Here is a 23,592-nt window from a genome sequence, read left to right as displayed (position 1 = left end):
ATGGGCGACAAGTTCCAGCTCAAGGCGTTGATCACCGGCGTCGACAAGCTGTCGCCGACGTTGGCCGGGATCCGAAAAAATGTCGCTGGTTTCAAGAAAAGCTTAGACAAGACGGGGCTCGGCAAACTCAGCTTTGGTGATGTAGTGAGGGGCGGAGCATTGGCCGCCCCTTTTATCCTGGGCGCGAAGGCGGCGATTGATTACGAAAGCCAGATGGCCGACGTGCGCAAAGTGGTCAACTTTGATTCGCCTGCGCAGTTCAAGCAGATGGGCGACGACATCGAGAAGATGTCAGAGAAGCTGCCGATGGCCGCTGGTGACATTGCGAAGATCGTCGCTGCTGGTGGTCAGTCAGGGATCGCACGTGATGAGCTGCTGGCTTTTGCCGAAGCTGCAGTGAAGATGGGCATTGCCTTTGATCAGACCGCCGAGCAAAGCGGCGAGATGATGGCCAAGTGGCGAACTGCGTTCAAGATGAGCCAGGTTGAGGTCACCGGGCTGGCTGACAAGATCAACTACCTGGGCAATACCGGGCCAGCAAACACCAAGCAGATCTCCGACATCGTTACCCGGATCGGCCCGCTCGGTGAAATCGCCGGTCTTGCTTCCGGCCAGATCGCGGCGCTTGGCGCGACGATGGCGGGGGTTGGGGTCGAACAAGAGGTGGCCGCGACCGGCATCAAAAACTTCATGCTGGCGATGACGAAAGGGTCAGCGGCAACGAAGTCCCAGGCCCAGGCGTTCAAGTCGTTGCGACTCGACTCGAAAAAAGTGGCGAAGTCCATGCAGCAGGATGCTCAGGGCACCATTCTTGATCTTCTGGATCGGGTGCAGCTGGTGGACCCTGCTGCAAGGGCTGGGCTTCTTACGCAGCTTTTTGGTTCTGAGTCGGTGACCGCTATTTCACCGCTACTGACCAACCTGGATTTGCTGAAGAGCAATCTGAAGAAGGTCAGCGATGAGAAGAAGTTCGGCGGCTCCATGGATGCGGAGTACGCCTCTCGGGCGGCCACGACTGCCAACAATCTGCAGCTTCTTCGCGGTGCGACCGATAACGTTGCGAGAGCAATCGGGGCTGCACTGTTGCCGGGTATCAATCAGGTAGTCGATCAGCTTCGGCCGTTTGTAAGCCGGGTTGCCGACGTCATCAAGCAGAACCCCAATTTGGTCAAGGGGCTGGCAGCCGCGGGCGTGACCTTTGGTGTACTGACGACGACCGGCCTGGCCGCCGCAACGGCCATCAAAATCGCCAGCTTTGCATTTGGGGCTACGCCTATTGGCTTGATCGCGACGGCGATTGCTCTCGCCGCCGGGTTGATCATTGCCAACTGGGACACGGTTGGCCCCTTCTTTGTGAAGCTGTGGGAGGGCATCAAGGGGCCGGCCATGGTGCTATGGGGCTGGTTCAAGCAAGCCTTTGCCTTTACGCCGATAGGCATGGTGATCGAAAACTGGGGGCCGCTGACGGAGTTCTTCAAGGCAATCTGGGGTGTGCTGGTGGCCATCTCTGGCCCTGCCTGGGACTTCATCAAGCACATGTTCGATTGGTCGCCGCTGGGCATCATTATCAGGAACTGGGAGCCGATCACTGCGTGGTTCAAGGGGCTATGGGAAACCATCAAGCCAATCATTGAACCGATCCTGAAGTTCATGGGCGCCGGTGAGGGCGGCGACGGAATCATCCAGACCGCCACCAACAAGGCCAACGCCTTCGCTGAAGAGCAACGCAAGCGAAACGCGGGGGAGGGTGGCGGTACCGGGGATTTCCTTCGGTCGGACGCAGCCAAGGCAATGCAGGATCGCCAGTCGTTGCTGAACCAAACGCAGGGTGGGGCCAGTGCCAGCGCGCTGCTGCGTCCACCGGGCCAGATGCCAGCCCCGGGCAGCCTGCTGCAGCAAACAGCCGCAGCCAATGCCCAAAGCCTCAAGGGGCAGATCGACATCAACCTTAAAGGCGCGCCGCCTGGGTCGACCGTTGAAGAATCGAAAAGCAATCAACGCGGGCTGACCATGAAACCGAACGTCGGCCAACGCACTGTGGGGGCAACGTAGTCATGAACAGAACATGGCGTGATGAGCTGCTGCCAGCATCGTTTCGGGGGATCAGCTTCCTGATCGATCAGGCGGCGGTGCCGATGGGCCTGAAAGGGCAGTTGCATGAATTCCCTCAGCGGGACGATCCGTTCTTTGAGCAGCTTGGCAAACAGTCGCAGGTTCACGCCCTGACGGTGTGGATCATCGGCGACGACTGCTTCGAGCGGCGCGACAAGTTCCTGGAGGCGATTCAGACCCCCGGCCCGGGGGAGCTGGTGCACCCGTGGCTCGGGCGCCTGCAGGTGAAGGCCGGCGCTTGTGAGATGAATCACAGCCGGCGCGACGGTGGCATGGTCGCCTTTGATGTCACCTTCTATCCCGACAAGCCTCGGCAGTTTCCGGTCGCCAGGGTCAATACCCGGCAACAGGTTGTGAAGTCGTCGGAGAGCCTGTTGGACTCTGCACTGGCCCGGTACAAGGCGGCAATGGCCAAGGTCGATCAGGCGCGGCTCGGCGTGATTGGCCTGCGTAACAGCCTGTCGAATGTTTATGCCGTGATTCAGCGCCAGTTTGCCCCGCTGGTGGGGTTGTTCAATGGCATCTCCGGTTTCGTGCAATCGCTGATGAACTCGCCGGGCGCGCTGGGGGCTTTGTTCTCCAGCTACTTCAGTGACTTTAAGGGCCTGGACTTCTCCAGCTCAGGCTCCAGCTATCGCAGCTTCATCGGTACCGCGACCCAGCACAGCGAGGCCGTGAGCGGTATTAACTCGGTGGCCCAGGCCGGCGGCGCCGACAATATGTCAGCCGCCCAAGCTACTGCGGACCTGGTACAGGACGCGCTGCTGGTCCAGGTGGGTCTGATCATCAGCGAGATGCCAGTAGCGAGCCAGCCGACATCGGCTGATGCGACCCCTTCGGTTGACCAGCAGGCCGTTCAGCCAGTTGTGCGCCCCGAGGTTCCGGTAGCCGACGACGTGCTTGAGCTTCGCGATAGCCTGAGTGAGGCCATCTATGAGGCTTCGCTGAAGGCTGAGTACTTTCACTACCAAGCCTTGAACACGTTCCGCCAGGATCTGGTGAAGCACTTGACCGCCGTTGCGCAGTCGGGCGTGCGCCTGGTCGATATAACCCCCGCAGAAACGCTGCCTGCCCTGGTGCTGGCGTACCGGCGTTTCGGTGACGCCACGCGGGTCGGTGAGGTGGTGCAGCGCAACCGCATCCGTCACCCCGGCTTTGTGCCACCGGTGCCGCTCAAGATCGCTCGGGAGTAACCCATGATCGATACACAGAACGTCGTCAGCCTCACGGTCGACGGCGTGGATTACAGCGGCTGGAAATCAGTGGAGATCTCTGCGGGCCTGGAGCGCCAGGCCCGGGACTTCAGCCTTGGCATTACCTGGAAGTGGAGTGATCAGAAGATCGAGGTTCCGATACGGCAAGGCGCAAAGTGCCAGGTCAGCATCGGTGATGACCTGGTGCTGACCGGCTGGGTGTTCAGTTCACCGGTCAGCTATGACGACAAGCAGATCACCCGGTCTATCACCGGGCGGTCGCTCACTGCAGACCTGGTTGATTGTGCTGCGGTGAACAAGCCGGGGCAGTGGAGCAACCAGGGCGTGCTGTCGATTGTGAAGGCCCTTGCAGCGCCTTACGGCATATCGGTACGCAGTGAGATCCCCGAAAGCTCGCAGCTATCGGATCACACCATCAAGCCCGGAGAGACGGCGTTTGAGTCCATCGACCGGTTGCTGACCTTGTTTCGGGTGTTCTCGACGGATGACGCGCGTGGCATGGCAGTGCTTGCCAAGCCGGGCAGTGAGGGCCGCGCTTTCGATTCGCTGGTGGTGGGGCAAAACATCAAGGCCGGCGATGCGCCTCTGGACTTCTCCGGGGTTTTTTCTGAATACCAGGTGCTCGGGCAAAAGACTGGCACGGATGACGCGTTCGGCGCCGAGGCCGCCGAGGTATCGGCCTCGCTAACAGACGATCGTATTGGCCGCCGGCGGACCATGATCATTCAGGAGTCCGGGCAGATGACTCAGGAACTTGCCCAGGCCCGGGCCAATTGGGAGCGCAGTACGCGAATGGGCAAGGCGCTCAGCACGACGTACACGGTGTATGGATGGCGCCAGTCCAATGGCCGGCTTTGGAAGCACAACATGATTGTGCGGGTCATCGATCCAATCATCGGCTTTGAGCGCGACATGCTGATAGCCGAAATCACCTACAGCCTGAGCGACCAGGGCATGACCGCGAAGATGGTCGTTGGTCCCCCGGACGGGTTCGAGCCTGAGCCGGATGACTCGCACAAGAACCGCAAACTGAAAAAGGGCGGCAAAGGCGACAACTTCGAATACCTGATCCCCGCTGACTACGAGCCGAAAAAATGAGCCTGATGAACCTGCTGGTCCGTGGCACGGTGGTGATGACCAATGCCGCAAGAAAGCTACAAGCGCTACAGGTGCGGCTCACAGCCGGTGAGGTTAAGGGTGGCCTGGAGCACTTTGAAGCCTACGGTTTCACCAGTAATCCCCTGGCTGGCGCAGAGGTCCTGACCTTCTTCCTCGGCGGTGATCGCTCGCACGGTGTGGTGCTGGTGGCGTCTGATCGCCGGTACCGGGTTCAGGAACTCAAGCCGGGCGAGGTCGCCATCTACACGGATGAGGGCGACAAAGTGCATTTCAAACGCGGTCGGGTGATCGATATAGAGACCGAGACGCTGAACATCAAGGCCAGCGTCGCGGTAAACATCGATACGCCCACGCTCACCCAGTCCGGCCAAATCGTTTCCCAGGGCGACCAAATCGCCGGCGGCATCAGCCAAATCAATCACGTTCACGCGGGGGTGATGCCGGGGCCTGGGCAAACGAGCGCGCCTGTTGCGGGGGGCTGACGATGCTGAATTCAGATTCGCTGGAAGCCACGTTGATCCGGTCGGTGGTGATCAGCTTGTTTACCTGGCGGCGCGCCGCAACCGATGACCCAGTTGACGACGATGAGCGATTCGGCTGGTGGGGTGATAGCTACCCCGCTGTCGATGATGACCGGATTGGCTCCCGGCTTTGGCTGCTGAGGCGAGTCAAGCTCACGCGACAGACTCAGCTGGATGCCGAGTTCTACGCCAAGGAGGCGCTGCAGTGGCTGCTCGATGACGGCCAGGTGACCAGCATTGAAATCACAAGTGAGCGTGCAGACGTGGCCCGGCTCAGCCTTGGCGTGATCCTTACCCTCTCAACCGCCGAGCGGCTGGAGATCAACTCAAACCAACTGTGGCAGGTGACTTATGCCGTTTGAAACTCCGTCGCTGCCGGTGTTGGTACATCGCACACAAAGTGATCTGGTCGGCGATTCGTTACGCCGCTCCGATGCGCAGGTGCTGGCCCGTACGGTCAGTGGTGCCGCGTTTGGCATCTACGGCTACATGGGCTGGATCGCTGAGCAGATTCTGCCCGACACCGCCGAGGTCGAAACGCTTGAGCGGATTGCCTCCCTTCGTTTGAGTCAGCCGCGTAAGGCGGCCCAGGCGGCAGAAGGGGCGGCCAGTTTCGTGGCAGCAGCGGGTGCGGTGCTGGACGTTGACACCGTACTGCAGGCGAGCGATGGCCGAGCGTATCGGGTCACTGCCGGGGTGACGACTATCGCCGGTACCAACACCGCAAGAATTGAAGCTGTGGACGCTGGAACATTGGGCAATGCTGACGGCGGCCTGGTGCTGAATCTTGTTCAGCCGGTCCAGGGCGTAGATAGCGCGTTCACTGTTCTGGCCGGTGGCCTGGTGGGCGGCGTTGCGCAGGAAAGTGTGGAGTCATTGCGGGCCCGGGTTATCCAGTCCTATCGAGTGATACCGCACGGTGGCTCAGCAGACGACTACGAAACATGGGCGCTGGAGTGCCCCGGCATCACCCGCGCTTGGACGCGGCGCCGATATGTCGGGCCGGGGACCGTCGCTGTTTTCGTGATGCGTGATGACGATGCCAACCCTGTACCGACGGCTGAGCAGTTGGAAGAGGTCAGGCTTTACATCGAGCCTCGCCGGCCTGTCACGGCTGAGGTTTATGTCTTGGCACCTATCCAGAAGTCGGTGGTGTACAGCATCCGACTGAACCCAGATACCTCGGCGGTAAGGGCATCGGTAGAGGCGCAGCTGCGTGACCTTCATGTCAGGGAGGCGGCGCTGGGTGAGACGTTGCTGCTGACGCACATCGCTGAGGCGATCAGCGGTTCTTCCGGCGAGTGGGACCACACCCTGGTGGCGCCGGTGGTTGACGTCACGGCGCACGCTAATGAACTGCTCACGTTTGGTGGCTGCTTATGGCTGGGTTAAGAACCGCGCAGCAGTACTTCGCGCAACTGAAATCCCTGTTGCCCCCTGGCCCAGCTTGGGACCCTGAGCGGGTCCCTGAGCTGGGGTCGGTGCTAACAGGCGTTTCACAAGAGCTTGCCCGGGTTGAGTCTCGGGCTTTTGCCTTGCTGAACGAGCTGGACGCTGGCGGCGTGAATGAGTTGGTGCCTGACTGGGAGCGCGTCATGGGGCTGCCCGATCCGTGCCTGGGCCTTGAGCCCGCCTTTGAGGATCGGCGCTTGGCGGTGCGTCAGCGACTGACGGCGGTCGGTGGCCAGGCCGGAAGCTACTTCATTGAACTCGCGGTACGGCTGGGCTACCCCGAAGCAACGATCAGCGAAGGGCGCGCCCCCCGGTTCGGCCGATCCCGGTTCGGTGGTTCGCACTTCGGTACCTGGTCTGCGCAGTTCATGTGGACGCTCAACACCGGCCCGCGTCGGCGCTTGGGCAGGCGCTTCGGTGCCAGCTACTGGGGTGAACGCTTTGGAGTCAACCCGAGCGGGGCGCTTGAATGCGTCATACGGCGAAGCGCTCCGGCGCACGCGTTGGAATTTATCAATTATGGGGTAGGGATTTAGATGGATTATCCAAAGAGTGTGCCGAACGTTGGGTTGGTCAATGGCAAGTTTGTCGACGAGAACACGGCGACCGGCCAAGTCGGTTCGCTGATCCCGTCCGTCTGGGGCAATCTGGTTACTGATGAGCTGCTGAACGTGATCCGTGCCGGCGGTGATGAGCCGGCCGAGAACGAAAATGACCAGTTACTGGCCGCTATCAAGGCGATTGTCCGTGACTCAATCCCACCGGAGAAGATCCGTACCACGCTGGCCGAGTACGGCATTACTGACGCTTACACCAAGTCGGTGACGTACACCAAGGCCGAGATTGAGGCGCTGCTCAAGAACATGTCAGCGCTGCCTGTGGGGGCCATGGTGCCGTTTCCCAAGGGCACGGTCCCGCCGGGCTTCCTTGAGGTCGACGGCAGCGTACAGAGCACCGCAACCTATCCCGACCTGGCGGCGTATCTCGGGACCACGTTCAACACGGGCGGCGAGGGTGCCGGAAACTTCCGATTGCCGGATTCGCGTGGCGAGTTCTTTCGGGGCTGGGACCATGGGCGCGGTGTTGATGCTGGGCGAGGGCTGGGTACCAATCAGCTGGACGAGTACAAGAGTCACATGCATGTGAACTCGCCGGCCATTATGCTGAATTCGACCGCTGGAACTGGCGGTAACGCTTGGGGCTCAGGCAACCAAGGTCAGGTTTTTGCAACCGGTGCCGCTGGCGGCTCTGAAACCCGCCCGCGCAACCTGGCGGTAATGTGGTGCATCAAGGCTTGGAACGCACCCGCCAATCAGGGAAACATCGATATCGCAGCCCTTGTTCCGCTGGCTGCCCAGGCTACCGAGGCAAATCAAGGTACGGCAAAAATCGCAACTGACGCGCAGATCAACGCTGGTGCGAATGACGCGACAATCGTCACTCCAAAAAAACAGCGCCTTGGTTTTTCATGCATGTTCGGTACTGACGGCTATGTTGCGCTCCCGACTTGGCTAGGCGGATTTATCTTGCAGTGGGGTCGATTCTCGATCAACGGCAACTCCGCCACTGTGCTTTTCCCGACTGCATTCCCGTCACGCGCGGTTTTTATTTCTGCGCAACGTGTCACGGACGGCACGGGGGCGTATGCGTTGACGCTAAGTCAAAACATTCCGCTTACCAATTCGAGCGCCACTTTCCGGCATTCAGGCGGAACAATTACAGAAACCGATTTTTGGTGGGCATGGGGGTACTGATGGGACATTTCTACTCTGCAACAGCGCACAGCTTTTACACGTCTGCTGTAAACGGCAAGAGCATGCCGTCGGACGCGGTTGAGATTACGCGTGAGGCCCTAGTGTCGCTTCTTGCCGCTCAACGCGAGTTAAAAGTTATCGTGCCGGACGAGCGAGGATTTCCGATTGCTGTCGATCCTGGCCCGCCTTCTCATGAACAATTGATAGAAGCGGAACGAGCCTGGCGCGACGGTGAGCTTGCATCAGCTGTCTGGCTGCGCGAGCGTCACCGCGACCAACTGGAGATCGAGGTGGAAACCACGCTTAGGGCGGAACAGTTCAAAGAGCTGCTGCTGTACATGCAGGCCCTGCGCGACTGGCCGCAATCGCCAGACTTTCCCGTCATCGAGCAGCGCCCTGCAGCGCCGCCCTGGATCGCTGACCAAAACCAATAAACGCCCCGCACTGACGGGGCGTTTTCCTTTCTGACTTGTTTGAGGTTGCATCTATGGCGATCACACAGCAGCAGCTGCTGCAGATCCTCCCCCAAGCCCGCGCCGTTGCGGGCTTTTTTGTGCCCGCGCTGAATACAGCGATGGCGCGTTTCAAGATCAACTCCCCGGTGCGCATGGCGGCCTTCATCGCCCAGGTCGGGCATGAGTCCGGCCAGTTGACGCGGATGGTCGAGAACCTGAACTACAGCGCTGCACGAATCGTTGAGCTGGGCAACGCCTCGGCGCCGAGCACTCGCTGGCGGTCCCTGGTTCCCCAGGCGAAGGCGATTGAACGAAATCCACGGGCATTTGCTGAGGCGGTTTACGGCGGTCGAATGGGAAACGACAAGCCCGGTGATGGTTTCAAGTATCGCGGGCGAGGCCTGATCCAGTTGACCGGAGCGAACAACTACCACGCTGCCGGCGCCGGCCTGGGCCTGGACCTGGTGAATCACCCTGAACTGGTGGAGCAGCCTGACACTGCCGCTCTGGTCGCCGGGTGGTTCTGGCAGTCGAACGGCCTCAATGAACTAGCCGACTCCGGACAGTTTGCCAAGATCACCCGAACCATCAACGGCGGCCTGACTGGCCAGGCCGACCGCGTGGCCCTGCGCGACCTAGCGGCGAAGGTGCTGGCATGAGTGCCGCGATCTGGCGCTTGGGCGGCGCAGCTCTGATCGTCCTGTTGCTGATGGCCGGCAGTGGGTGGGCCGCCTGGCAGTGGCAGGCCAACAGTTACGCCCGACAGTTGGCCGAGCAGTCTGAGGCTTACCAGCGAGAGCGAGAGAGTACGGCAACGGCTGTACTCGACTGGCAGGAAGTCCAGCAGAGCGCACGTCGGGAACTGGAGGATCGGCTGAAGACGAATGACCAAACCCAACACCAGGAGTTGACTAATGCTCGGAAAGACCAAGCTCGGCTGCGTGACAGGATTGCTACTGCTGACATGCGGCTGTCAGTCCTTGTCGACGCCGCCGACTCGGACGGTGGCTGTACAGTGCCGGCCGGTTCCGGCGCCGGCGGCGTGGTTCATGGAGGATCACGCGCCCGACTTGACCCAGCGGCTGCTCAACGAATTGTCGCCATCGCCGGAGAAGGGGATCAAGGATTGATCGCATTACGAGCGTGCCAGGCGTATGTCAGGGAAGTCGCGCCTTGAGCATCATGTCGGTTTCAAGCCCCATTTCTCTCAATAAGTGATCGCGCTGGTGTCTGATCTGCTCAAGGCTTCCGACTTTGTTGCGTAGCTCAGAAGCCTCGCTGTTCAGGCGAGCAATCTGCGCTTTTGTGTTTTTCACTTCACTATTGAGCCTCGACTTGTCATAGGCCAGTTGGTCGTTCATTTGGACCAGGCCGAAGATGTCGGCCCTGGCTTTGCGCAGTTGGCGGTTCAAGTCGTCGACCTCCTCCTCCAGCAGCAAGATGTGTTGCTTGCAAGACTCCAGGGGAGTGGGTATGCCAAGCCAGTCGTCGGTGTCTTCTATCTCAGTGTGATCCACGGCAAGGCCTCAATAGTACTGTTTTTATATACAGTAATTGATTCCGGGATGTGCCGCGATTCGGGCCGACGAGCAGTCGATAAGATCGGTGTGGAAGCAGGCCAGAATGATCTAGCCTGCTTTTGTTCAGCGTTAGCGGAACAGTTGTGGAATCAAGCTGCCGAGCTTTACAAGCCAGTAAATGGCCTGCAGTGCTCTAATCAGCTCTTCATTAAAAAATCGCTTCATCAAGCAATCTCCGTTGAAGGTTTGGAAAAGCCAATCTGCAGTCAGATTGGCGCCTTGCAACGAAAGGCTTGGAATTTGATGGAATCTAGTTGACGAGTCCGTCATTTGCCTGTTAGACTATAGTTACTGGTCAATAGTCTATGCCTTTGTTGTGGTGTCATCGTAGCATCACGGCTTGGGAGAATAAACATTGCTTGCGAAAAAAGCCGCTTATGCGGCTTTTTTTGTTTCTGAATTTTGATGCTTGGCGGTGAAGGTGGATCGCGTGCAGTGTTCCCTGTACTCGCTCCCTCCGGTTTTGCATTCAGCTTCTTCGTTGCTCCATAGTGGATGGCGCGCGCATGGGCCGCATGGGCCGCATGGGGCAAAAATGGGGCAAACCGTACGCCAATCAATGCCATTTAATGCCAAATGGCGCTATATATAGCATTGTCAAAAAAGCCCTACAGCCCTTGTAATTCGGGGCTGTAGGGCTTTATTGCGTTAATGCTCAAACACAATCGGTGTGTGATATTGAAATGCCTTGTCTATGCTTCGCTTCGATTATCGAATGCTAGGAGGGGGTGAATTGTGGGCTATGTAACTCTTTACGATCAGCAAGGGCAGGCTATCGCGTGGTTTGATGATGAGCAGGACCACCCTGCCATTTATCTTTATAGCGGGCAGCCAGTAGCTTGGATTTCAGATGAGTCTGTTTATGCTTATTCTGGGGCGCATCTCGGTTGGTTTATAGATGGTTGGGTCCGGGATTCGTCTGGTCGCGCCGTCCTTTTTACGCCTGGATGCAGTGGCGGCCCTCCGCGCCCAGCTCGTGCTGCGCGCCCAGCTCGTTCTGCTAGGCAAGCCCGCCCCGCCCGTGGCGCTCGTCAAGCCCGCCCTGCTCGGCCGACTAGGGCGGCGGCGTGGTCGCCCTTGGATGGGAAGGCTTTCTTTTTGAGATAGACATCATCAGAGCTTAGGGCAAATTTAGGGCAGAACAGGGGCCGCTATAGGCCTCTATGCGCCTTCTATTGCTGCGAGGTTTACCGTAATTACTGGCCTAAAGCGGCCTGCGCGCAGATAGGAAGGGGTTCGAATCCCTATCTCTCCGCCATACATAGAAAAGCCCCTGAAACCTTTGGTTTCAGGGGCTTTTTCGTTTCCGGATTCTAGTAAAACGCCCTGTCAGGAGTACCCCCTTTGAGCGGACATGGCCTGGGGTATCATCGGGCAAAACGATAATAGGGATACCCGGCCGATGATTGGTTTTACCTTCCGCCAGCTCGAATACTTTGTGGCCGCCGCGGAGCAGGGCAGCATCAGCGCCGCAGCTCGGGCCATGCATATTTCCCAACCCTCGGTGTCCCTGGCCATTTCGCAGCTGGAAGCGATATTGGGTGAAAAGCTGTTTCATCGTCAGGCCAGCCGCGGCCTTGATTTGAGCCCGGCCGGACGCAAATTGCTGGAGCAGGCGCGGGAGATTTTGAGCAAGGCGGGGGCCATGGGTGGCGTAGAGGATGAGCAGGCCGGCTTGCGCGGGACGCTGAGCCTGATCTGCTTCCAGGACCTGGGACCGTACTTTGCCCCGCGCTTGCTGGCGGGGTTTCGCCAGTTGCACCCCGAGGTCAGCATCACCCTGTTTGAAACCGATCTGGCCGGGGTCAACCGCCGCCTGAGCGACGGCAAGGCCGAGCTGGCGCTGACCTATGAGGTCGGGCTCGACCCGCATATCGAGACCCGAGTGCTGGCGCGGCTGGCGCCCTATGCGCTGCTCCCGGCCGACCACCCGTTGGCGCAGCAGGAGCAGGTGTCGTTGGTGGACCTGGCCGACGAGTGCCTGATTCTGGAAGACATCGCCCGGACCCGTGAGTATTTCCTGTCGTTGTTCTGGGCCTGCGATCTGCAGCCCAGGTCACAGCAACTGACCCAGACCTTCGAGATGCAGCGCGGGCTGGTGGCCCACGGTTATGGGGTGGCGCTGTCCTGTACCCGCCCGGTGGGGGATTGCAGCTATGACGGTCGGCCCTTGGCCTGCCGCCCCCTGGTGGAGGCGGTCAGTCCGCAGTCGGTGGTTCTCGCCCAGTCCAGTGCGATGCCGGCGTCGCGAGTGGCGCAGGCGTTCCTGGATTGGGCGACCGAGCAGTTTCCCGCCTAGGGTTGCAGACGTGAGACGCTGGCCTTGGGCTGTATGCCGAGCAGCTTGTCGTGGCGCGCCAGGCACAGCCAGTAGCCGACCGACAACAACGCCAGCCAGGCGATGCCGACATAGAGCGCCATCCGCGTGTCCGGGAACCAGGCCAGCACGCCGAAGATAAACAGCATGAAGACGATCGCGCAGGCCGGGCCCAGTGGCCAGAACGGCACCGGGAATTGCAGTTCGGCGATGTCCTGGGGGCTCATGCGGCTGCGCATCACGACCTGGGACAGCAGGATCATCAGCCAGACCCAGACAATCGAAAACGTCACCACGGCGGCCAGCATCAGGAACAGGTTTTTCGGCGCCAGGTAGTTGAGCAGCACGCCCAGCAGCAACGCGGCAGACATCACCAGTACCGTCATCCATGGCACCCCGAAACGCGACAACCGGGCGAAGCTGGCCGGCGCCTGGCCATTGTTGGCCATGCCGTACATCATGCGCCCGGCGCTGAAAATATCGCTGTTGATGGCCGATACCGCCGCCGAGATCACCACGATATTCAGCAGGGTCGCGGCTGAGCTGATCCCCAGGCCGCTGAAGATCTGCACGAAGGGGCTGCCCTCGCCGCCGATTTTCGGCCACGGGTACAGCGACATCAGGACCAGCAGGGTCAGCACGTAAAACAGCAGGATACGCAGCGGCACCGAGTTGATCGCCCGGGGAATCGCCCGCTGCGGGTCCTTGGCTTCGCCGGCGGTGATGCCGATCATTTCCACTCCGCCAAAGGCGAACATGACCACCGAGAACGACGCGATCATGCCGCTCAGGCCATTGGGGAACAGGCCGCCATAGCTCCACAGGTTACTGATGGACGCGGTGTGTTCAGCGGCATTCCCCAGCTTGATGCCAAAAATCAGCACTGTGGCACCGGCGACGATCATCGAGATAATCGCGGTGACCTTCAGCAGCGACAGCCAGAACTCCAACTCGCCAAACACCTTGACGCTGCACAGGTTCAGGGCACCGATAAAAAACACAATGCCCAGCACCCAGATCCAGGCGGGGGTGTCGGGAAACCAGAACCCCAAGTAGACGCCGAACGCGGTGACATCCGCCAGGCACACCACCAGCATCGAAAACGCATAACTCCAGCCGGTCAGAAAACCCGGGAAGCGTCCCAGGTACTGACTGGTGTACTGGCCGAAGGAGCCGGAGACCGGGTTGCGCACCGCCATTTCACCCAGGGCGCGCATCATCATGTAGATGGCGGCGCCGCCGATCAGGTAGGCCAGCAATACCGAGGGCCCGGCCAGTTGAATGGCCGACGCGGAGCCGTAGAACAGCCCGGTGCCGATGGCCGAGCCCAGTGCCATGAAGCGAATGTGACGGGCATTCAAACCCCGCCGCATTGCAGGTCTTTTGTCGTTCATCCCAAGTAACTCCTGATTGTTTTTATTATTTGGCGATTAACTGCGGGTGATGAAGCGTAGGAAGTGACCTGCACTTTATTGATCTCAAGGCAATCGGCAGGTCATGGCTATTAACCGGTTAATTGCCGGGCCTGACAACAAGCCGGCCATACAAAGTACCTATAGTGACAAATAAGTAATTTATCGTTTACGGCAAAAGTTAAGCCCTCCAATACTGGGATTTATTACAACAAGAGAGGGCAGGCGGATGAACTCGGATATCGAACAGTTTCAACGTGACGGCGCCATCGTATTGCGCGGCGTATTCAGCGACTGGGTGGAACGCCTGCGCGACGGTTTCGAGCAGAACCTCGCCCAGCCCAGTGCCTTTGCCATCGAGAACGTGGGCAATGGTGAGCGCGGACGCTTTTTCGAGGACTACTGCAACTGGCAGCGCATCGCCCCGTTCAAGGACTTTGTCCTGAACTCGCCGGCTGCGGCCATTGCCGGCCAACTGATGCAGTCGCGGCAGGTGCAGGTGTTCCACGACCATATTTTGGTCAAGGAACCCGGCACCTCCAAAGCCACGCCCTGGCATCAGGACCTGCCCTATTACTGTGTGGATGGCCTGCAAACCGCCAGCTACTGGATCCCCCTGGACCCGGTGACCCGCCACAACACCTTGAGCGTGGTCTTGGGCTCCCATCGCTGGCCCAAGCCGGTGCGCCCGAAAAGCTGGGCCAGCAACCAGGACTTTTACGGCGCCACCGATGAGGTATCCGGCGAAAGTCGGTTCATGGACATGCCGGACGTGGACAACGGCGACTACCAGATCCTGTCCCCTGAACTGATGCCTGGCGACGCCGTCGTCTTCGATTTTCGCACCGTGCACGGCGCCGCCGGCAACATCGGCAACGGTCGCCGCCGAGCGTTCTCGACTCGTTTCATGGGCGACGATGTGCGCTACATCCAGCGCCCCGGGCGCACCTCGCCACCGTTCCCCGGCATCGACCTGAAAGATGGCGATCGCATGCGCGAGGACTGGTTTCCGGTGGTCTGGGAACAACGCTGACAGGCCTGCACCGGGACCGGGCTGATGCCGGTCCCGGTGTTTTTCTCAGGGTGACTTTGCAATAAGCCCAGCTCTGGAACGGGAGGGGGTCTGCCCGCAGGCAAAAAGACTTTTTCTTCCGCCAGCAGGCCGTCACACTGCGCACCTGTCTGCGCACGCGTATGCACTGGCTCCAGCGACGGTTCGACGATTGTGTGCCTTGTCGCTCCCTCGCCACAGCGTTCGCCCGCGCCTTACGTTCAAAGGAAAAATGGATGTTCCGCCTCGCTTTTCGCTCCCGTTTCCGCTTCGCCATCAACTCCATCAGCCCGTCTGTTGCTCCGTTGTCCCGGCCGAACCCGGGTCGCACAAGGCTGCTCTGCGCCGTGCTGCTGGCCCAGGCGTTTGCGGCCCAGGCCGCTGAAGCGAGCAGCGACGGGCCATCGCCCGACGTGTTGGCGCAGCTGTATATCGAGGCCTTTATCAATGACGACCCGGCGAGCTTCGCCCGCTTGAGTTCGGTCCAGCATTACGCCGATGCGGCAAAGGTGCGGGCCAATATGCAGGCCCTGGCCGAACGTGCCGCGTTGCGGGCCGCGCTGGAAAACCTCGGGGACTTTACCCGCAGCGCCATCAGCCGCAGCCCCACGCTTTCTGCCGATCAGGAAAAGCAGTTGCAGGCCCTGGCGCAAGCACAGGTCCGGGCGATTCGACAGGTTCAATGCAAGGTCACTGACAGTCAGGTCATGGCGGCGTGCTCGGCGGGCGATTCGCCCAAGGTCGAGGTGCACCTCGCCTGCCAGGTGCCGCAGATCCCGGCCTGGTCTGCGACTGGCGGTGGCCAGCAGGATCCGGCGGCGCTGGCGCAGCCGTATTTTGCCGCGCTCTCCAGTGCCTGGCAGGGGCCGGCCAGCAAGGTCTTGCCGGTGAAGCTGCGCCTGGACCGGTCGCAGGAAGGGCAGGGCTGGGAGCTGGACGCGTCCCACGACACGCGCGGGGTGATTGCCGCGATCAGTCGCAGCCTGAGCCCGGATGCCGGGCCCGAGACTAAGCGCACCTATATTCCCGGTGCGACCGACATGACCCTCAACCCCTGCATCTACACCAGCAGCTCGGACTTCAATAACCCGCTGATGCTGCTCAATGAGCGGTTCTGGGAGCACGCGACCCCGGCGGATGTGGAACAGGTGCTGGCCAGGTTCGGCGAGGCCTTGCCGCTGGTGTACGACACCGATGACGACACCACGGCCTTTCATGTGGCGCTCCAGGGCAAGGCCGCGCTGCCGGCCATGCAAGCCTTGCGCAAGCATCTGGCCCATATGCCGGGGCTTGAGGGGTTCCGCACGTCGCTGCTGAATGAGGCGATCAAGGCCCATAACCCGCCGGCGACCATCAAGTGGCTGCTGGATGAGGGCGCACCGGCCGACGAATATCGAAACGACGGCTCCATGCGCCCGCTGATCTACGCGATAACGGAAGGGGCAGATACGCAGACCATCGATCTGCTGGTGGCCGCCGGTGCTGATGTTTCCTACTACAACAACACCGACCATCCCGATCTGGATGCATTTCGTGCGGCGCTGGATACCGATCATCCCGCCGCCCGGCAGGCCATTGCCCGGCACCTGCCGCTGCCCGAGCATGGCAGCGAGTTGATGGAGTACGTGCTGGACCGGCTGTTCGTTGGCGTCCAGTACCGGCCGGAACGCCCCGATGCGGCCGGGGATATCTTGCCCATCTTTATCGAGCGCGGCATGCGCCTGGATGAGACCTACTGCGACACCTCCACCACCCGTCGCTACTCCTGCACCCCGGAGCAGCGCAGCAACCTGCTGGACATGGCACTTGAAATCGGCAACCCGGGGTTGATCGAGTTTTTCAAGAAAAAAGGCCTCAAGCCCCATCCCCCCGAGGGGCAATAGCCACGCGCAACTGTGCGTAGACGCCGATCCCGCGACCTCCCTACACTGGCCCCTGTGTTTTTTGGGGCTGGGGGAGCGCTGATGAATCGCAATGAGCTGCGTAAGGCGGACATCAACCTGATGGTGGTGTTCGAGACCCTGATGCTGGAGCGCAATGTCACGCGGGTGGCGGAAAAGCTGTTTCTTGGCCAGCCGACCATCAGTTCGGCGCTCAACCGCCTGCGGGCCATGTTCAATGACCCGTTGTTTATCCGCGTTGGTCATCGCATGGAGCCCACGGCCCGCGCCGAAGAGCTGATTGCCCATTTGTCGCCAGCGCTGGACGCCTTGTCGTCGGCCCTGAGCCTGACGCGTGATTTCGACCCTGCCAGCAGCACCATGACCTTTCGCATCGGCCTGTCCGATGACGTCGAGTTCGGCTTGTTGCCGCCGCTGCTGCGGGCCTTGCGCCAGGAAGCGCCGCTGGTGGTGTTTGTGGTGCAGCACGTGGATTACTGGCGCATCCCCGACCTCCTGGCTTCCGGCGATATCACCGTAGGCATCAGCCAGACCCGCGGCTTGCCGGCCAATGCCAAGCGCAAGCTGTTGCGGCATATCCAGCCCAGCGTGTTGCGCGCCGATGCCAGCAGCACCCCGCTGACCCTCGATGAATACTGCGCGCGGCCCCATGTGCTGGTGTCGCACACGGCCAATGTCAGCGGCTACGCCGATGAGTGGCTGGCGGAGATTGGCCGCAAGCGGCATGTGGTGCTGTCGGTGCCGCAATACAGTTCGCTGCCGGCACTGCTGGCCGGGACCGACCTGTTGGCCAGCCTGCCGGACTACACCGCCGCCGCCATGGCCGCCTCCGGGCACCTGTTCAATGAGCCGTTCCCGTTCAAGACCCCGACCCTGGACCTGTCCATGGTCTGGCTCAGCCATGTCGACACCGACCCGGCCGAGCGCTGGCTGCGCTCGCGCCTGGAAGCCTTCATGAGTGAGCGCGGCCTGCTGGCGCACTGATTCAGCCGCGGGCTTGCTGGCCCGTGGCGCGGCTGCTTTGCTGTGATGCAGGACCGGTGCACATTTCTGGCGGAGATCCCCATGAGCAAACCCCGTTCGCTGTTGCGTGGCCGTGGCAGTCTCGACAGCGGCAAGGTCGGCATGGTCGAGTTGTTCTTTGACCTGGTGTTCGTCTTTGCCGTGACCCAACTCTCCCATTCGCTGCTGGCGCACCTGAGCGTTGGCGGTGCGGTGCAGGTGGCGTTGTTGATGGTGGCGGTGTGGTGGGTGTGGATTTTCACCTCCTGGGTCACCAACTGGCTCGACCCGGAGCAACTGCCGATCCGCCTCGGCCTGTTCGGCCTGATGGTCGCCGGCCTGCTGCTGTCGTCTTCGATCCCCCAGGCCTTTGGCGAACGCGGGCTGCTGTTTGCCGGCGCCTATGTGTTCATGCAGGTCGGGCGTACCGCGTTTGCCATCTGGGCGGTACGCGGCGAGGCGCTGAACATGACCCGCAACTTCCAGCGGATCCTGGCCTGGATGCTGTTGTCAGCGCTGTTCTGGATCAGCGGGGCGCTGCTCCAGGGTAATCAGCGCCTGTTGCTGTGGGCGCTGGCGCTGCTGATCGAACTGGTCTCGCCCTCGTTGTATTTCTGGGTCCCGGGCTTGGGCCGCTCGACCCTCAAGGACTGGAACGTCGAAGGCTATCACATGGCCGAGCGTTGCGGGTTGTTTGTGATCATTGCCTTGGGCGAGTCATTGCTGGTGACCGGCGCGACTTTCGCCGAATTGGCCTGGAGCCTTCAAGGGCTGCTGGCCTTCGTGGTGGCGGTGCTGGGCAGCATTGCCATGTGGTGGGTGTATTTCGACAGCGGCGCCGAGCGCGCCCACCATCGGATCGCCCACTCCGACGACCCCGGGCGCCAGGCGCGCATCGCCTACACCTACCTGCACGTGCTGATTGTCGCCGGGATTATTGTCAGCGCGGTGGCCGATGAACTGGTGCTGGTGCACCCGGACCACGCCAGCGATGCCGGGATCGTCGCCATCATCGGCGGGCCCTGGTTGTTCCTGCTCGGTTGCGCGCTGTTCAAGTGGGTCATGGCCGACCGGGTGCTGCCGCCACTGTCGCACCTGGTGGGGCTGGTGGGGCTGGTGCTGTTGTTGGGGTTGCTGCCGCCGGCCCTCAATCATCTGTTTTCGGCCCTGGCCCTGGGCTCGCTGACCACGGCTGTAATGGTGCTGGTGGCGGCCTGGGAGAGCCGGGCATTGCGCGATGACAGGGCGGCCACGGAGCATTGAGGCGGCGCGTTGAGCGTGCGCAGAAATATTCCGGCGTTGGCTGGTGTTGATTCCAGAACAAGGGCGGGCTGAACCGGAAGCGCGGGCGCCGGGTGCTTTTTTTCATCGTCGGCTAACTGTATCGAGTCGCCGAGCGGCGCCTCTGGAAAACCGTTCGGTATGGGTCAGTAGCACATTTTCCAAGGCCCGGCCCTGAATGGCGTCGGGTTAAAAAACGTCTGGAAATAGATAGAAAAAGTAGTGTGGCTTAATGCCTCGGGGATATTGTTTTGGTATTTTTTCTATCTGTTTCAGGGGCTTTGAAGTTGAGACTTGGCTTATATCAAGGTGGCCACGGAAGGATTAGCGTGTCACGTCCTTTTCGCTTGAGCCTGAGTATTTTTTATGAGGAACCTTCAGAGTGTATTAAGTTTTTTGTTGCTATTTGGATTGGTAGGGAATAGCCAGGCAGCGCCTGTTGTCAAATTTACCTGCAGCTTGTCAGGGAATTATCAAGAGCGTATGAGCGTTCCCGGAACTATAAATATACCCAATGAAGCGACGCAGGGGACCGTGCTCTGGCGCTCGCCCACAATAAGGGGTGTGTTTTTATGTAAAAACACCCCTAATGGCCAATCGCATACGCTGGCGTACATACTCAATCCTAACAAAAACGTCGAGCCTCTCGGTCTCAATCTTGACTTGGGTGTTACCTACAATGGGAAGGATTATACGTGTCAATCTTCTTGTAATATAGAATTGAAGGCCATCTTGCCCAGCTGTACCGAAAACTGTCCTAATGTGCTTGTTCCCTTCAATTACAGTTTGTTCATCGTCAAAAAAACGCCGCCCGGAGATAACCAGGACGACGTCGTTACAGGGGTGACTAGCCACAAAGTACTTCAGTTGAGCGGCATGGATGCAGGCACGGATGACCCTGCTAAAATGTGGGGGCTTACCCTTGCAGATCTTCATCTAATAAAATATATAAAGTGTCCGATCACGGTAGGGTTTTCTACCCAGAATATTGATTTTGGTACTATGTCATCCGGAAGCGCCGCCGTTGGTAATGTGGCCAGTACTCGTGAAGTGACTCTTTTTGCCAATAAAGATACTTCAGGGTTGTGCCGTGGTGATAAAACGGTGTTTAGCATAAACGCCTTTATGAAGGCTGCTCCCTTAAGTGCCGTCAATGCTGGCGAGAATTTGCTGATTCCCTATGGGGCTGATAATAAGCCCTTCGACTCGGTGGGCATTCAGTTGCTCAGAAACAAGACCGTCATCCCCTTTAACCAAGAAGCCACGATGTTCGAAGCGAGCAGCGAGATCTCGCGCAGTCAAAAGCTCGACGTCAACTTGATCTGGCGCACTGATCGACCAGTAGCAGGGAGATTCAGAGGCGGGATCATCATGGAGTTTTACCATCGGTAGGGTGGTTTTTACTCGGTCTCGGCGCTCTGTACGATAAGTGATGATGTTGCCCGGCATGTGTTTGGGGCAGTAAACTCGTATGAACGCCCCGAACTCGGGTTTGCGTTTCATATCGCGTAACGGAACCGCAGGTTGCACTCGATGGTGATTAATGTGGTGGCGAAAGTGAGCTCTTTTTCATGAAGAATAAGAGCGTATTTCCCAGTATTCCCTAGCGGCCCTAAATGTTTTGGCAGTTGCCAACCCTGAAGTGCCTGCCATCGCGGAGCTAATCCTAACCATTGTGGATGAATATTTATTTATTGTTCAATCGGTTGTCGGTGAGTAACCAAGCTAGGACGTGCGACGTATTGGTCAGACGGTGTCGTCATGTTTCGTGGCGGTGGCGATCGTTCGAGGCATTGTCCGGTTTTTGTTTTTGCCAGTTTAAGACGATCCTTATGGAAGAAGCTGTTTTTAAGTTGTTTTAATAGGGCCCGTGGTAAGTTTTTGAGTTTTTTGATGCCAATGGGTCAATTAAAAATCAGTAGCTTTATAGGCTCTATGGATCGGCAGGTGCTCATGCTTTTTCGGGGTGTCGGGTTCGCCACGCTATTCAAGCTACGGGTCTTGTGGGTTGGGCTAATGTTGTTTGATAATGAAAATTAAATCATAGGGGGATAGGCCTTTTAAGTCTTTGTGGTGACTTCTGGGACTACTCAGGCTGCATGGCTCTCTTTTATCTAGTAAACGGAAGATGGCATATTTCTCGTTGTCATCAGTAAAGCGCTTGGTATATGAAAAGTTGAAGCTGGCGTTTGGTCAGGATGGAAAACGTTCGGCTCTGTGGAAGGTGTAACGATTTAGGTGTTTTATTGATTTTTTCAAACAATAAGATTTGATCTGGATGACCGTAAGTTCATGGTGGGTTCGGGCGTTGTTATACCGTCTGTCCGTAACATTTTCGTCGAGGTTGATAAAAACTAATGGTTCGGGAAAGAGATTTTTAAGTCTGCGGTACAACGTTTTTTGTGAACTAAAGCTGCTTTGGTTTGTGCGGTTCTAGTGGGCCTTTTATTTAACTTTTTGTGTTTGTTCAGTTGAATCTTGAACGTGTTGGGATCTGGTCATGTCGAGCGTTCAGCGCCGTCGGACATCCCGCTGCGGTCGGCTTATCGCGCGCATCGAGCTGGGTTGGTTAGGTCCTGCCTGTAAAGCAACGGATGGCTCAGATCAGTCGGCAGGTCATTACCAAATTGCGATAAACAGTGGGGAGAGGACGAGTGGAAGCGTTCGGTTGCAAGACTGAGGCTGGCAGGGACAAGCCATTTACTGGTCAATGGGGCGGGCGTGTCGAAGGGCCCAGGCAATGCTGGTCCCGAGGCTGTTTGGGTCTGCTGCTGGTGTTGCCGTGGGCCGCATCGGGGGCGGTGTATGTACCCAACGCGGGGCAAGTGATGCGTGATATCGAAGCGACGCAGCCTTCGTTGCCACAAACCACGGAACCTGAGTTGGACCTGCCAACGGTTGATCAACCGAGCGCGACGGCCCCAGATACCTCCGGGTTTCGTTTGCAGGTCAACGATTTTGTCATTGTCGGTAATCAGCAGTTCAGCAGCGAGGTGCTGCAACCCCTGCTGGCGGACTTGAAAGGGCAGGAGCTGGACCTGAACCAGTTGCGTGCGGCTGCCGAGCGTTTAACCCTCTATTACCAGGGGCAGGGGTACATGCTGGCCCGGGCCTTCCTGCCGGCCCAGGAGATCGAAGACGGTGTCGTACGCATCGAGGTCCTGGAGGGCCGTTACGGCCGTATCGAACTGCACAACCAGTCCCGAGCGCTGGACTCGGTGATTCGCGGTCCATTGTCGTCGCTCAAAAGCGATGCCGCGGTCTACAGCGACGATCTTGAGCGCAGCCTGCTGCTGCTGAGTGACCTTCCCGGCGTGCGGGTCAAAGGCACCTTGAGCGCCGGTGCGCACCGCGGAACCACCGACCTGCTGATCGATGCCCAGCCCGGCCCATGGGCCAGCGGTACCCTGGAGGCGGATAACTACGGCGCTTTCTACACAGGCGAGTATCGACTCGGGGGCAGCTTCAACCTCAACAACCCCTTGCGCCTGGGTGACCAGCTCAACCTGCGAGTGCTCGGCAGTGACGAGGATCAGCGCTACTACCGTGCCGCCTACAAACTTCCGGTAGGTCCCTGGTCGACGGGCCTGGGCATGGCTTACTCACGCATGAGCTATCAGTTGAGCAAGGACTTCGAGGTGCTGGAGGCCCATGGTCAAGCGAGTATCGGCAGCCTCTTTGTCACTCAGCCCCTGGTCCGCAGTCGTTCCTTCGACCTCAGCGCGCAGTTGCAGTACGAAGACAAGCGGCTGCGGGACGACATCGACCTGTTTGAGGCCAGCAGCAGCAAGCATGTCGAACTCTGGAGCCTAAGCCTCAATGGCAACCATCAGGACGGATGGCTTGGGGGCGGGCAGAACATTTTCTACCTCACTTATGGCAGTGGCCGTTTGAGCCTCGACGGACCACAAGACCAGTGGCGTGATCGCCTCACTGCTGGTACGGCCGGCGGTTTCCAGAAGATCAATCTCAACACCGCGCGGATGCAGTACCTGAGCCCGCGCTTTCAGCTCTATACCCAGCTCAATGCGCAGTGGGCGTCGTCCAACCTGGACAGCTCGGAAAAATTCGGCATTGGCGGTCCATTCGATGTGCGCGCCTATCCCCAAGGAACTGGCAGCGGTGACCAGGGCTGGCAGGCGAGCCTGGAGCTGCGTTACGCCCTGGCCCCCCGCTGGCAGCTCAAGGCGTTTGTCGACCACGGCGCGGTGGAGGTCAACAAACACCCCTGGACCCGTGAAGACAACCGTCGCCAGCTCTCGGGCGCGGGCCTGGGCGCCAGTTGGATCGGGCCCTCGCAGCAGATCAGCGTGACCAGCTCCTGGACGCTGGATAACAACAGTGAAGGCAGTGGCCCCGAGCGTACGCCTCGGATCTGGGCCGTCGCGACTCAGTATTTCTGAAGCCCTGTGTGCGCTTTG

At 59.4% G+C, this 23,592-nt stretch carries 22 protein-coding genes; 20 read left to right on the top strand and 2 right to left on the bottom strand.

Annotation, left to right across the window (positions count from 1 at the left end; genetic code table 11):
- Genes ACOZJV_RS13380 through ACOZJV_RS13330 form a run of 11 tightly spaced genes read left to right on the top strand, consistent with a single transcriptional unit; the run spans position 1 to position 9,804 of the window.
- Positions 1–2,052: a phage tail tape measure protein gene (locus ACOZJV_RS13380; protein WP_421547820.1), complete on the top strand. Its 2,052-nt coding sequence runs from the start codon at positions 1–3 to the stop codon at positions 2,050–2,052.
- A gap of 2 nt (positions 2,053–2,054) precedes the next feature.
- The gene (locus tag ACOZJV_RS13375; protein WP_421547819.1) at positions 2,055–3,305 is read left to right on the top strand and encodes a DNA circularization protein; all 1,251 of its coding nucleotides are present in this window, start codon (positions 2,055–2,057) and stop codon (positions 3,303–3,305) included.
- Between the two features lie 3 nt (positions 3,306–3,308).
- Complete coding sequence (locus ACOZJV_RS13370) at positions 3,309–4,424, top strand: phage baseplate assembly protein (RefSeq protein WP_421547818.1); 1,116 nt, start codon at positions 3,309–3,311, stop codon at positions 4,422–4,424.
- The gene (locus ACOZJV_RS13365; RefSeq protein WP_421547817.1) at positions 4,421–4,927 is read left to right on the top strand and encodes a phage baseplate assembly protein V; all 507 of its coding nucleotides are present in this window, start codon (positions 4,421–4,423) and stop codon (positions 4,925–4,927) included. The genes ACOZJV_RS13370 and ACOZJV_RS13365 overlap by 4 nt, the downstream gene beginning before the upstream one ends.
- A gap of 2 nt (positions 4,928–4,929) precedes the next feature.
- Complete coding sequence (locus tag ACOZJV_RS13360) at positions 4,930–5,328, top strand: phage GP46 family protein (protein ID WP_421547816.1); 399 nt, start codon at positions 4,930–4,932, stop codon at positions 5,326–5,328.
- Positions 5,318–6,358 (top strand): baseplate J/gp47 family protein, encoded by a 1,041-nt coding sequence (locus ACOZJV_RS13355; RefSeq protein ID WP_421547815.1) that lies wholly within the window; start codon positions 5,318–5,320, stop codon positions 6,356–6,358. Before ACOZJV_RS13360 ends, ACOZJV_RS13355 begins: the two co-directional genes overlap by 11 nt.
- Positions 6,346–6,954 (top strand): YmfQ family protein, encoded by a 609-nt coding sequence (locus ACOZJV_RS13350; RefSeq protein ID WP_421547814.1) that lies wholly within the window; start codon positions 6,346–6,348, stop codon positions 6,952–6,954. Before ACOZJV_RS13355 ends, ACOZJV_RS13350 begins: the two co-directional genes overlap by 13 nt.
- Positions 6,955–8,172 carry a tail fiber protein gene (locus tag ACOZJV_RS13345; protein ID WP_421547813.1) on the top strand — a complete coding sequence of 406 codons (1,218 nt, stop codon included), beginning with the start codon at positions 6,955–6,957 and terminating at the stop codon, positions 8,170–8,172.
- Positions 8,172–8,606 carry a phage tail assembly chaperone gene (locus ACOZJV_RS13340; RefSeq protein WP_421547812.1) on the top strand — a complete coding sequence of 145 codons (435 nt, stop codon included), beginning with the start codon at positions 8,172–8,174 and terminating at the stop codon, positions 8,604–8,606. Before ACOZJV_RS13345 ends, ACOZJV_RS13340 begins: the two co-directional genes overlap by 1 nt.
- Before the next feature lie 53 nt (positions 8,607–8,659).
- Positions 8,660–9,286, top strand: coding sequence for a glycoside hydrolase family 19 protein (locus ACOZJV_RS13335; protein WP_421547811.1), 627 nt, complete (start codon positions 8,660–8,662; stop codon positions 9,284–9,286).
- Complete coding sequence (locus ACOZJV_RS13330) at positions 9,283–9,804, top strand: lysis system i-spanin subunit Rz (RefSeq protein ID WP_421547810.1); 522 nt, start codon at positions 9,283–9,285, stop codon at positions 9,802–9,804. The genes ACOZJV_RS13335 and ACOZJV_RS13330 overlap by 4 nt, the downstream gene beginning before the upstream one ends.
- Here the strand turns inward: ACOZJV_RS13330 and ACOZJV_RS13325 are convergent.
- Positions 9,785–10,039, bottom strand: coding sequence for a hypothetical protein (locus ACOZJV_RS13325; RefSeq protein WP_421547809.1), 255 nt, complete (start codon positions 10,037–10,039; stop codon positions 9,785–9,787). The genes ACOZJV_RS13330 and ACOZJV_RS13325 overlap by 20 nt on opposite strands.
- A 30-nt stretch (positions 10,040–10,069) precedes the next feature.
- Here ACOZJV_RS13325 and ACOZJV_RS13320 point away from each other — a divergent pair, with 30 nt between their 5' ends.
- From ACOZJV_RS13320 to ACOZJV_RS13310, 3 genes are all read left to right on the top strand, one after another.
- Positions 10,070–10,465 carry a hypothetical protein gene (locus ACOZJV_RS13320; protein ID WP_421547808.1) on the top strand — a complete coding sequence of 132 codons (396 nt, stop codon included), beginning with the start codon at positions 10,070–10,072 and terminating at the stop codon, positions 10,463–10,465.
- A 477-nt stretch (positions 10,466–10,942) separates the two neighbouring features.
- Positions 10,943–11,314, top strand: a complete 372-nt coding sequence (locus tag ACOZJV_RS13315; RefSeq protein WP_421547807.1) for a 4-fold beta flower protein — start codon at positions 10,943–10,945, stop codon at positions 11,312–11,314.
- Between the two features lie 295 nt (positions 11,315–11,609).
- Positions 11,610–12,506, top strand: coding sequence for a LysR family transcriptional regulator (locus ACOZJV_RS13310; RefSeq protein ID WP_078473199.1), 897 nt, complete (start codon positions 11,610–11,612; stop codon positions 12,504–12,506).
- Here the strand turns inward: ACOZJV_RS13310 and ACOZJV_RS13305 are convergent.
- Complete coding sequence (locus ACOZJV_RS13305; RefSeq protein WP_421547806.1) at positions 12,503–13,918, bottom strand: amino acid permease; 1,416 nt, start codon at positions 13,916–13,918, stop codon at positions 12,503–12,505. The genes ACOZJV_RS13310 and ACOZJV_RS13305 overlap by 4 nt on opposite strands.
- 247 nt (positions 13,919–14,165) lie before the next feature.
- Here ACOZJV_RS13305 and ACOZJV_RS13300 point away from each other — a divergent pair, with 247 nt between their 5' ends.
- The 6 genes from ACOZJV_RS13300 to ACOZJV_RS13275 all read left to right on the top strand — a co-directional run bounded on the left by ACOZJV_RS13300 (position 14,166) and on the right by ACOZJV_RS13275 (position 23,574).
- A complete protein-coding gene (locus ACOZJV_RS13300) occupies positions 14,166–14,969 on the top strand; it encodes a phytanoyl-CoA dioxygenase family protein (RefSeq protein ID WP_078473201.1) in 804 nt (267 codons plus the stop codon).
- Between the two features lie 254 nt (positions 14,970–15,223).
- The gene (locus ACOZJV_RS13295; protein WP_421547805.1) at positions 15,224–16,870 is read left to right on the top strand and encodes a hypothetical protein; all 1,647 of its coding nucleotides are present in this window, start codon (positions 15,224–15,226) and stop codon (positions 16,868–16,870) included.
- A gap of 81 nt (positions 16,871–16,951) precedes the next feature.
- Complete coding sequence (locus tag ACOZJV_RS13290; RefSeq protein ID WP_078473203.1) at positions 16,952–17,872, top strand: LysR substrate-binding domain-containing protein; 921 nt, start codon at positions 16,952–16,954, stop codon at positions 17,870–17,872.
- Between the two features lie 81 nt (positions 17,873–17,953).
- Complete coding sequence (locus ACOZJV_RS13285; RefSeq protein ID WP_421547804.1) at positions 17,954–19,153, top strand: low temperature requirement protein A; 1,200 nt, start codon at positions 17,954–17,956, stop codon at positions 19,151–19,153.
- 384 nt (positions 19,154–19,537) lie between these two features.
- Complete coding sequence (locus ACOZJV_RS13280) at positions 19,538–20,563, top strand: hypothetical protein (protein WP_421547803.1); 1,026 nt, start codon at positions 19,538–19,540, stop codon at positions 20,561–20,563.
- Between the two features lie 1,367 nt (positions 20,564–21,930).
- Complete coding sequence (locus ACOZJV_RS13275; protein ID WP_421547802.1) at positions 21,931–23,574, top strand: ShlB/FhaC/HecB family hemolysin secretion/activation protein; 1,644 nt, start codon at positions 21,931–21,933, stop codon at positions 23,572–23,574.
- The last annotated feature ends 18 nt before the right edge of the window (positions 23,575–23,592 follow it).

The organism is Pseudomonas sp. QD4, from assembly GCF_049199125.1.
GTDB lineage: Bacteria > Pseudomonadota > Gammaproteobacteria > Pseudomonadales > Pseudomonadaceae > Aquipseudomonas.
This window is presented reverse-complemented; position numbering and strand designations above follow the sequence as displayed.

Coding starts and splice junctions, on each gene's coding strand:
- ACOZJV_RS13380 (WP_421547820.1), top strand. CDS start 1: ATGGGCGACAAGTTCCAGCTCAAGGCGTTGATCACCGGCGTCGACAAG.
- ACOZJV_RS13375 (WP_421547819.1), top strand. CDS start 2,055: ATGAACAGAACATGGCGTGATGAGCTGCTGCCAGCATCGTTTCGGGGG.
- ACOZJV_RS13370 (WP_421547818.1), top strand. CDS start 3,309: ATGATCGATACACAGAACGTCGTCAGCCTCACGGTCGACGGCGTGGAT.
- ACOZJV_RS13365 (WP_421547817.1), top strand. CDS start 4,421: ATGAGCCTGATGAACCTGCTGGTCCGTGGCACGGTGGTGATGACCAAT.
- ACOZJV_RS13360 (WP_421547816.1), top strand. CDS start 4,930: ATGCTGAATTCAGATTCGCTGGAAGCCACGTTGATCCGGTCGGTGGTG.
- ACOZJV_RS13355 (WP_421547815.1), top strand. CDS start 5,318: ATGCCGTTTGAAACTCCGTCGCTGCCGGTGTTGGTACATCGCACACAA.
- ACOZJV_RS13350 (WP_421547814.1), top strand. CDS start 6,346: ATGGCTGGGTTAAGAACCGCGCAGCAGTACTTCGCGCAACTGAAATCC.
- ACOZJV_RS13345 (WP_421547813.1), top strand. CDS start 6,955: ATGGATTATCCAAAGAGTGTGCCGAACGTTGGGTTGGTCAATGGCAAG.
- ACOZJV_RS13340 (WP_421547812.1), top strand. CDS start 8,172: ATGGGACATTTCTACTCTGCAACAGCGCACAGCTTTTACACGTCTGCT.
- ACOZJV_RS13335 (WP_421547811.1), top strand. CDS start 8,660: ATGGCGATCACACAGCAGCAGCTGCTGCAGATCCTCCCCCAAGCCCGC.
- ACOZJV_RS13330 (WP_421547810.1), top strand. CDS start 9,283: ATGAGTGCCGCGATCTGGCGCTTGGGCGGCGCAGCTCTGATCGTCCTG.
- ACOZJV_RS13310 (WP_078473199.1), top strand. CDS start 11,610: ATGATTGGTTTTACCTTCCGCCAGCTCGAATACTTTGTGGCCGCCGCG.
- ACOZJV_RS13305 (WP_421547806.1), bottom strand. CDS start 13,918: ATGAACGACAAAAGACCTGCAATGCGGCGGGGTTTGAATGCCCGTCAC.
- ACOZJV_RS13300 (WP_078473201.1), top strand. CDS start 14,166: ATGAACTCGGATATCGAACAGTTTCAACGTGACGGCGCCATCGTATTG.
- ACOZJV_RS13295 (WP_421547805.1), top strand. CDS start 15,224: ATGTTCCGCCTCGCTTTTCGCTCCCGTTTCCGCTTCGCCATCAACTCC.
- ACOZJV_RS13290 (WP_078473203.1), top strand. CDS start 16,952: ATGAATCGCAATGAGCTGCGTAAGGCGGACATCAACCTGATGGTGGTG.
- ACOZJV_RS13285 (WP_421547804.1), top strand. CDS start 17,954: ATGAGCAAACCCCGTTCGCTGTTGCGTGGCCGTGGCAGTCTCGACAGC.
- ACOZJV_RS13280 (WP_421547803.1), top strand. CDS start 19,538: ATGAGGAACCTTCAGAGTGTATTAAGTTTTTTGTTGCTATTTGGATTG.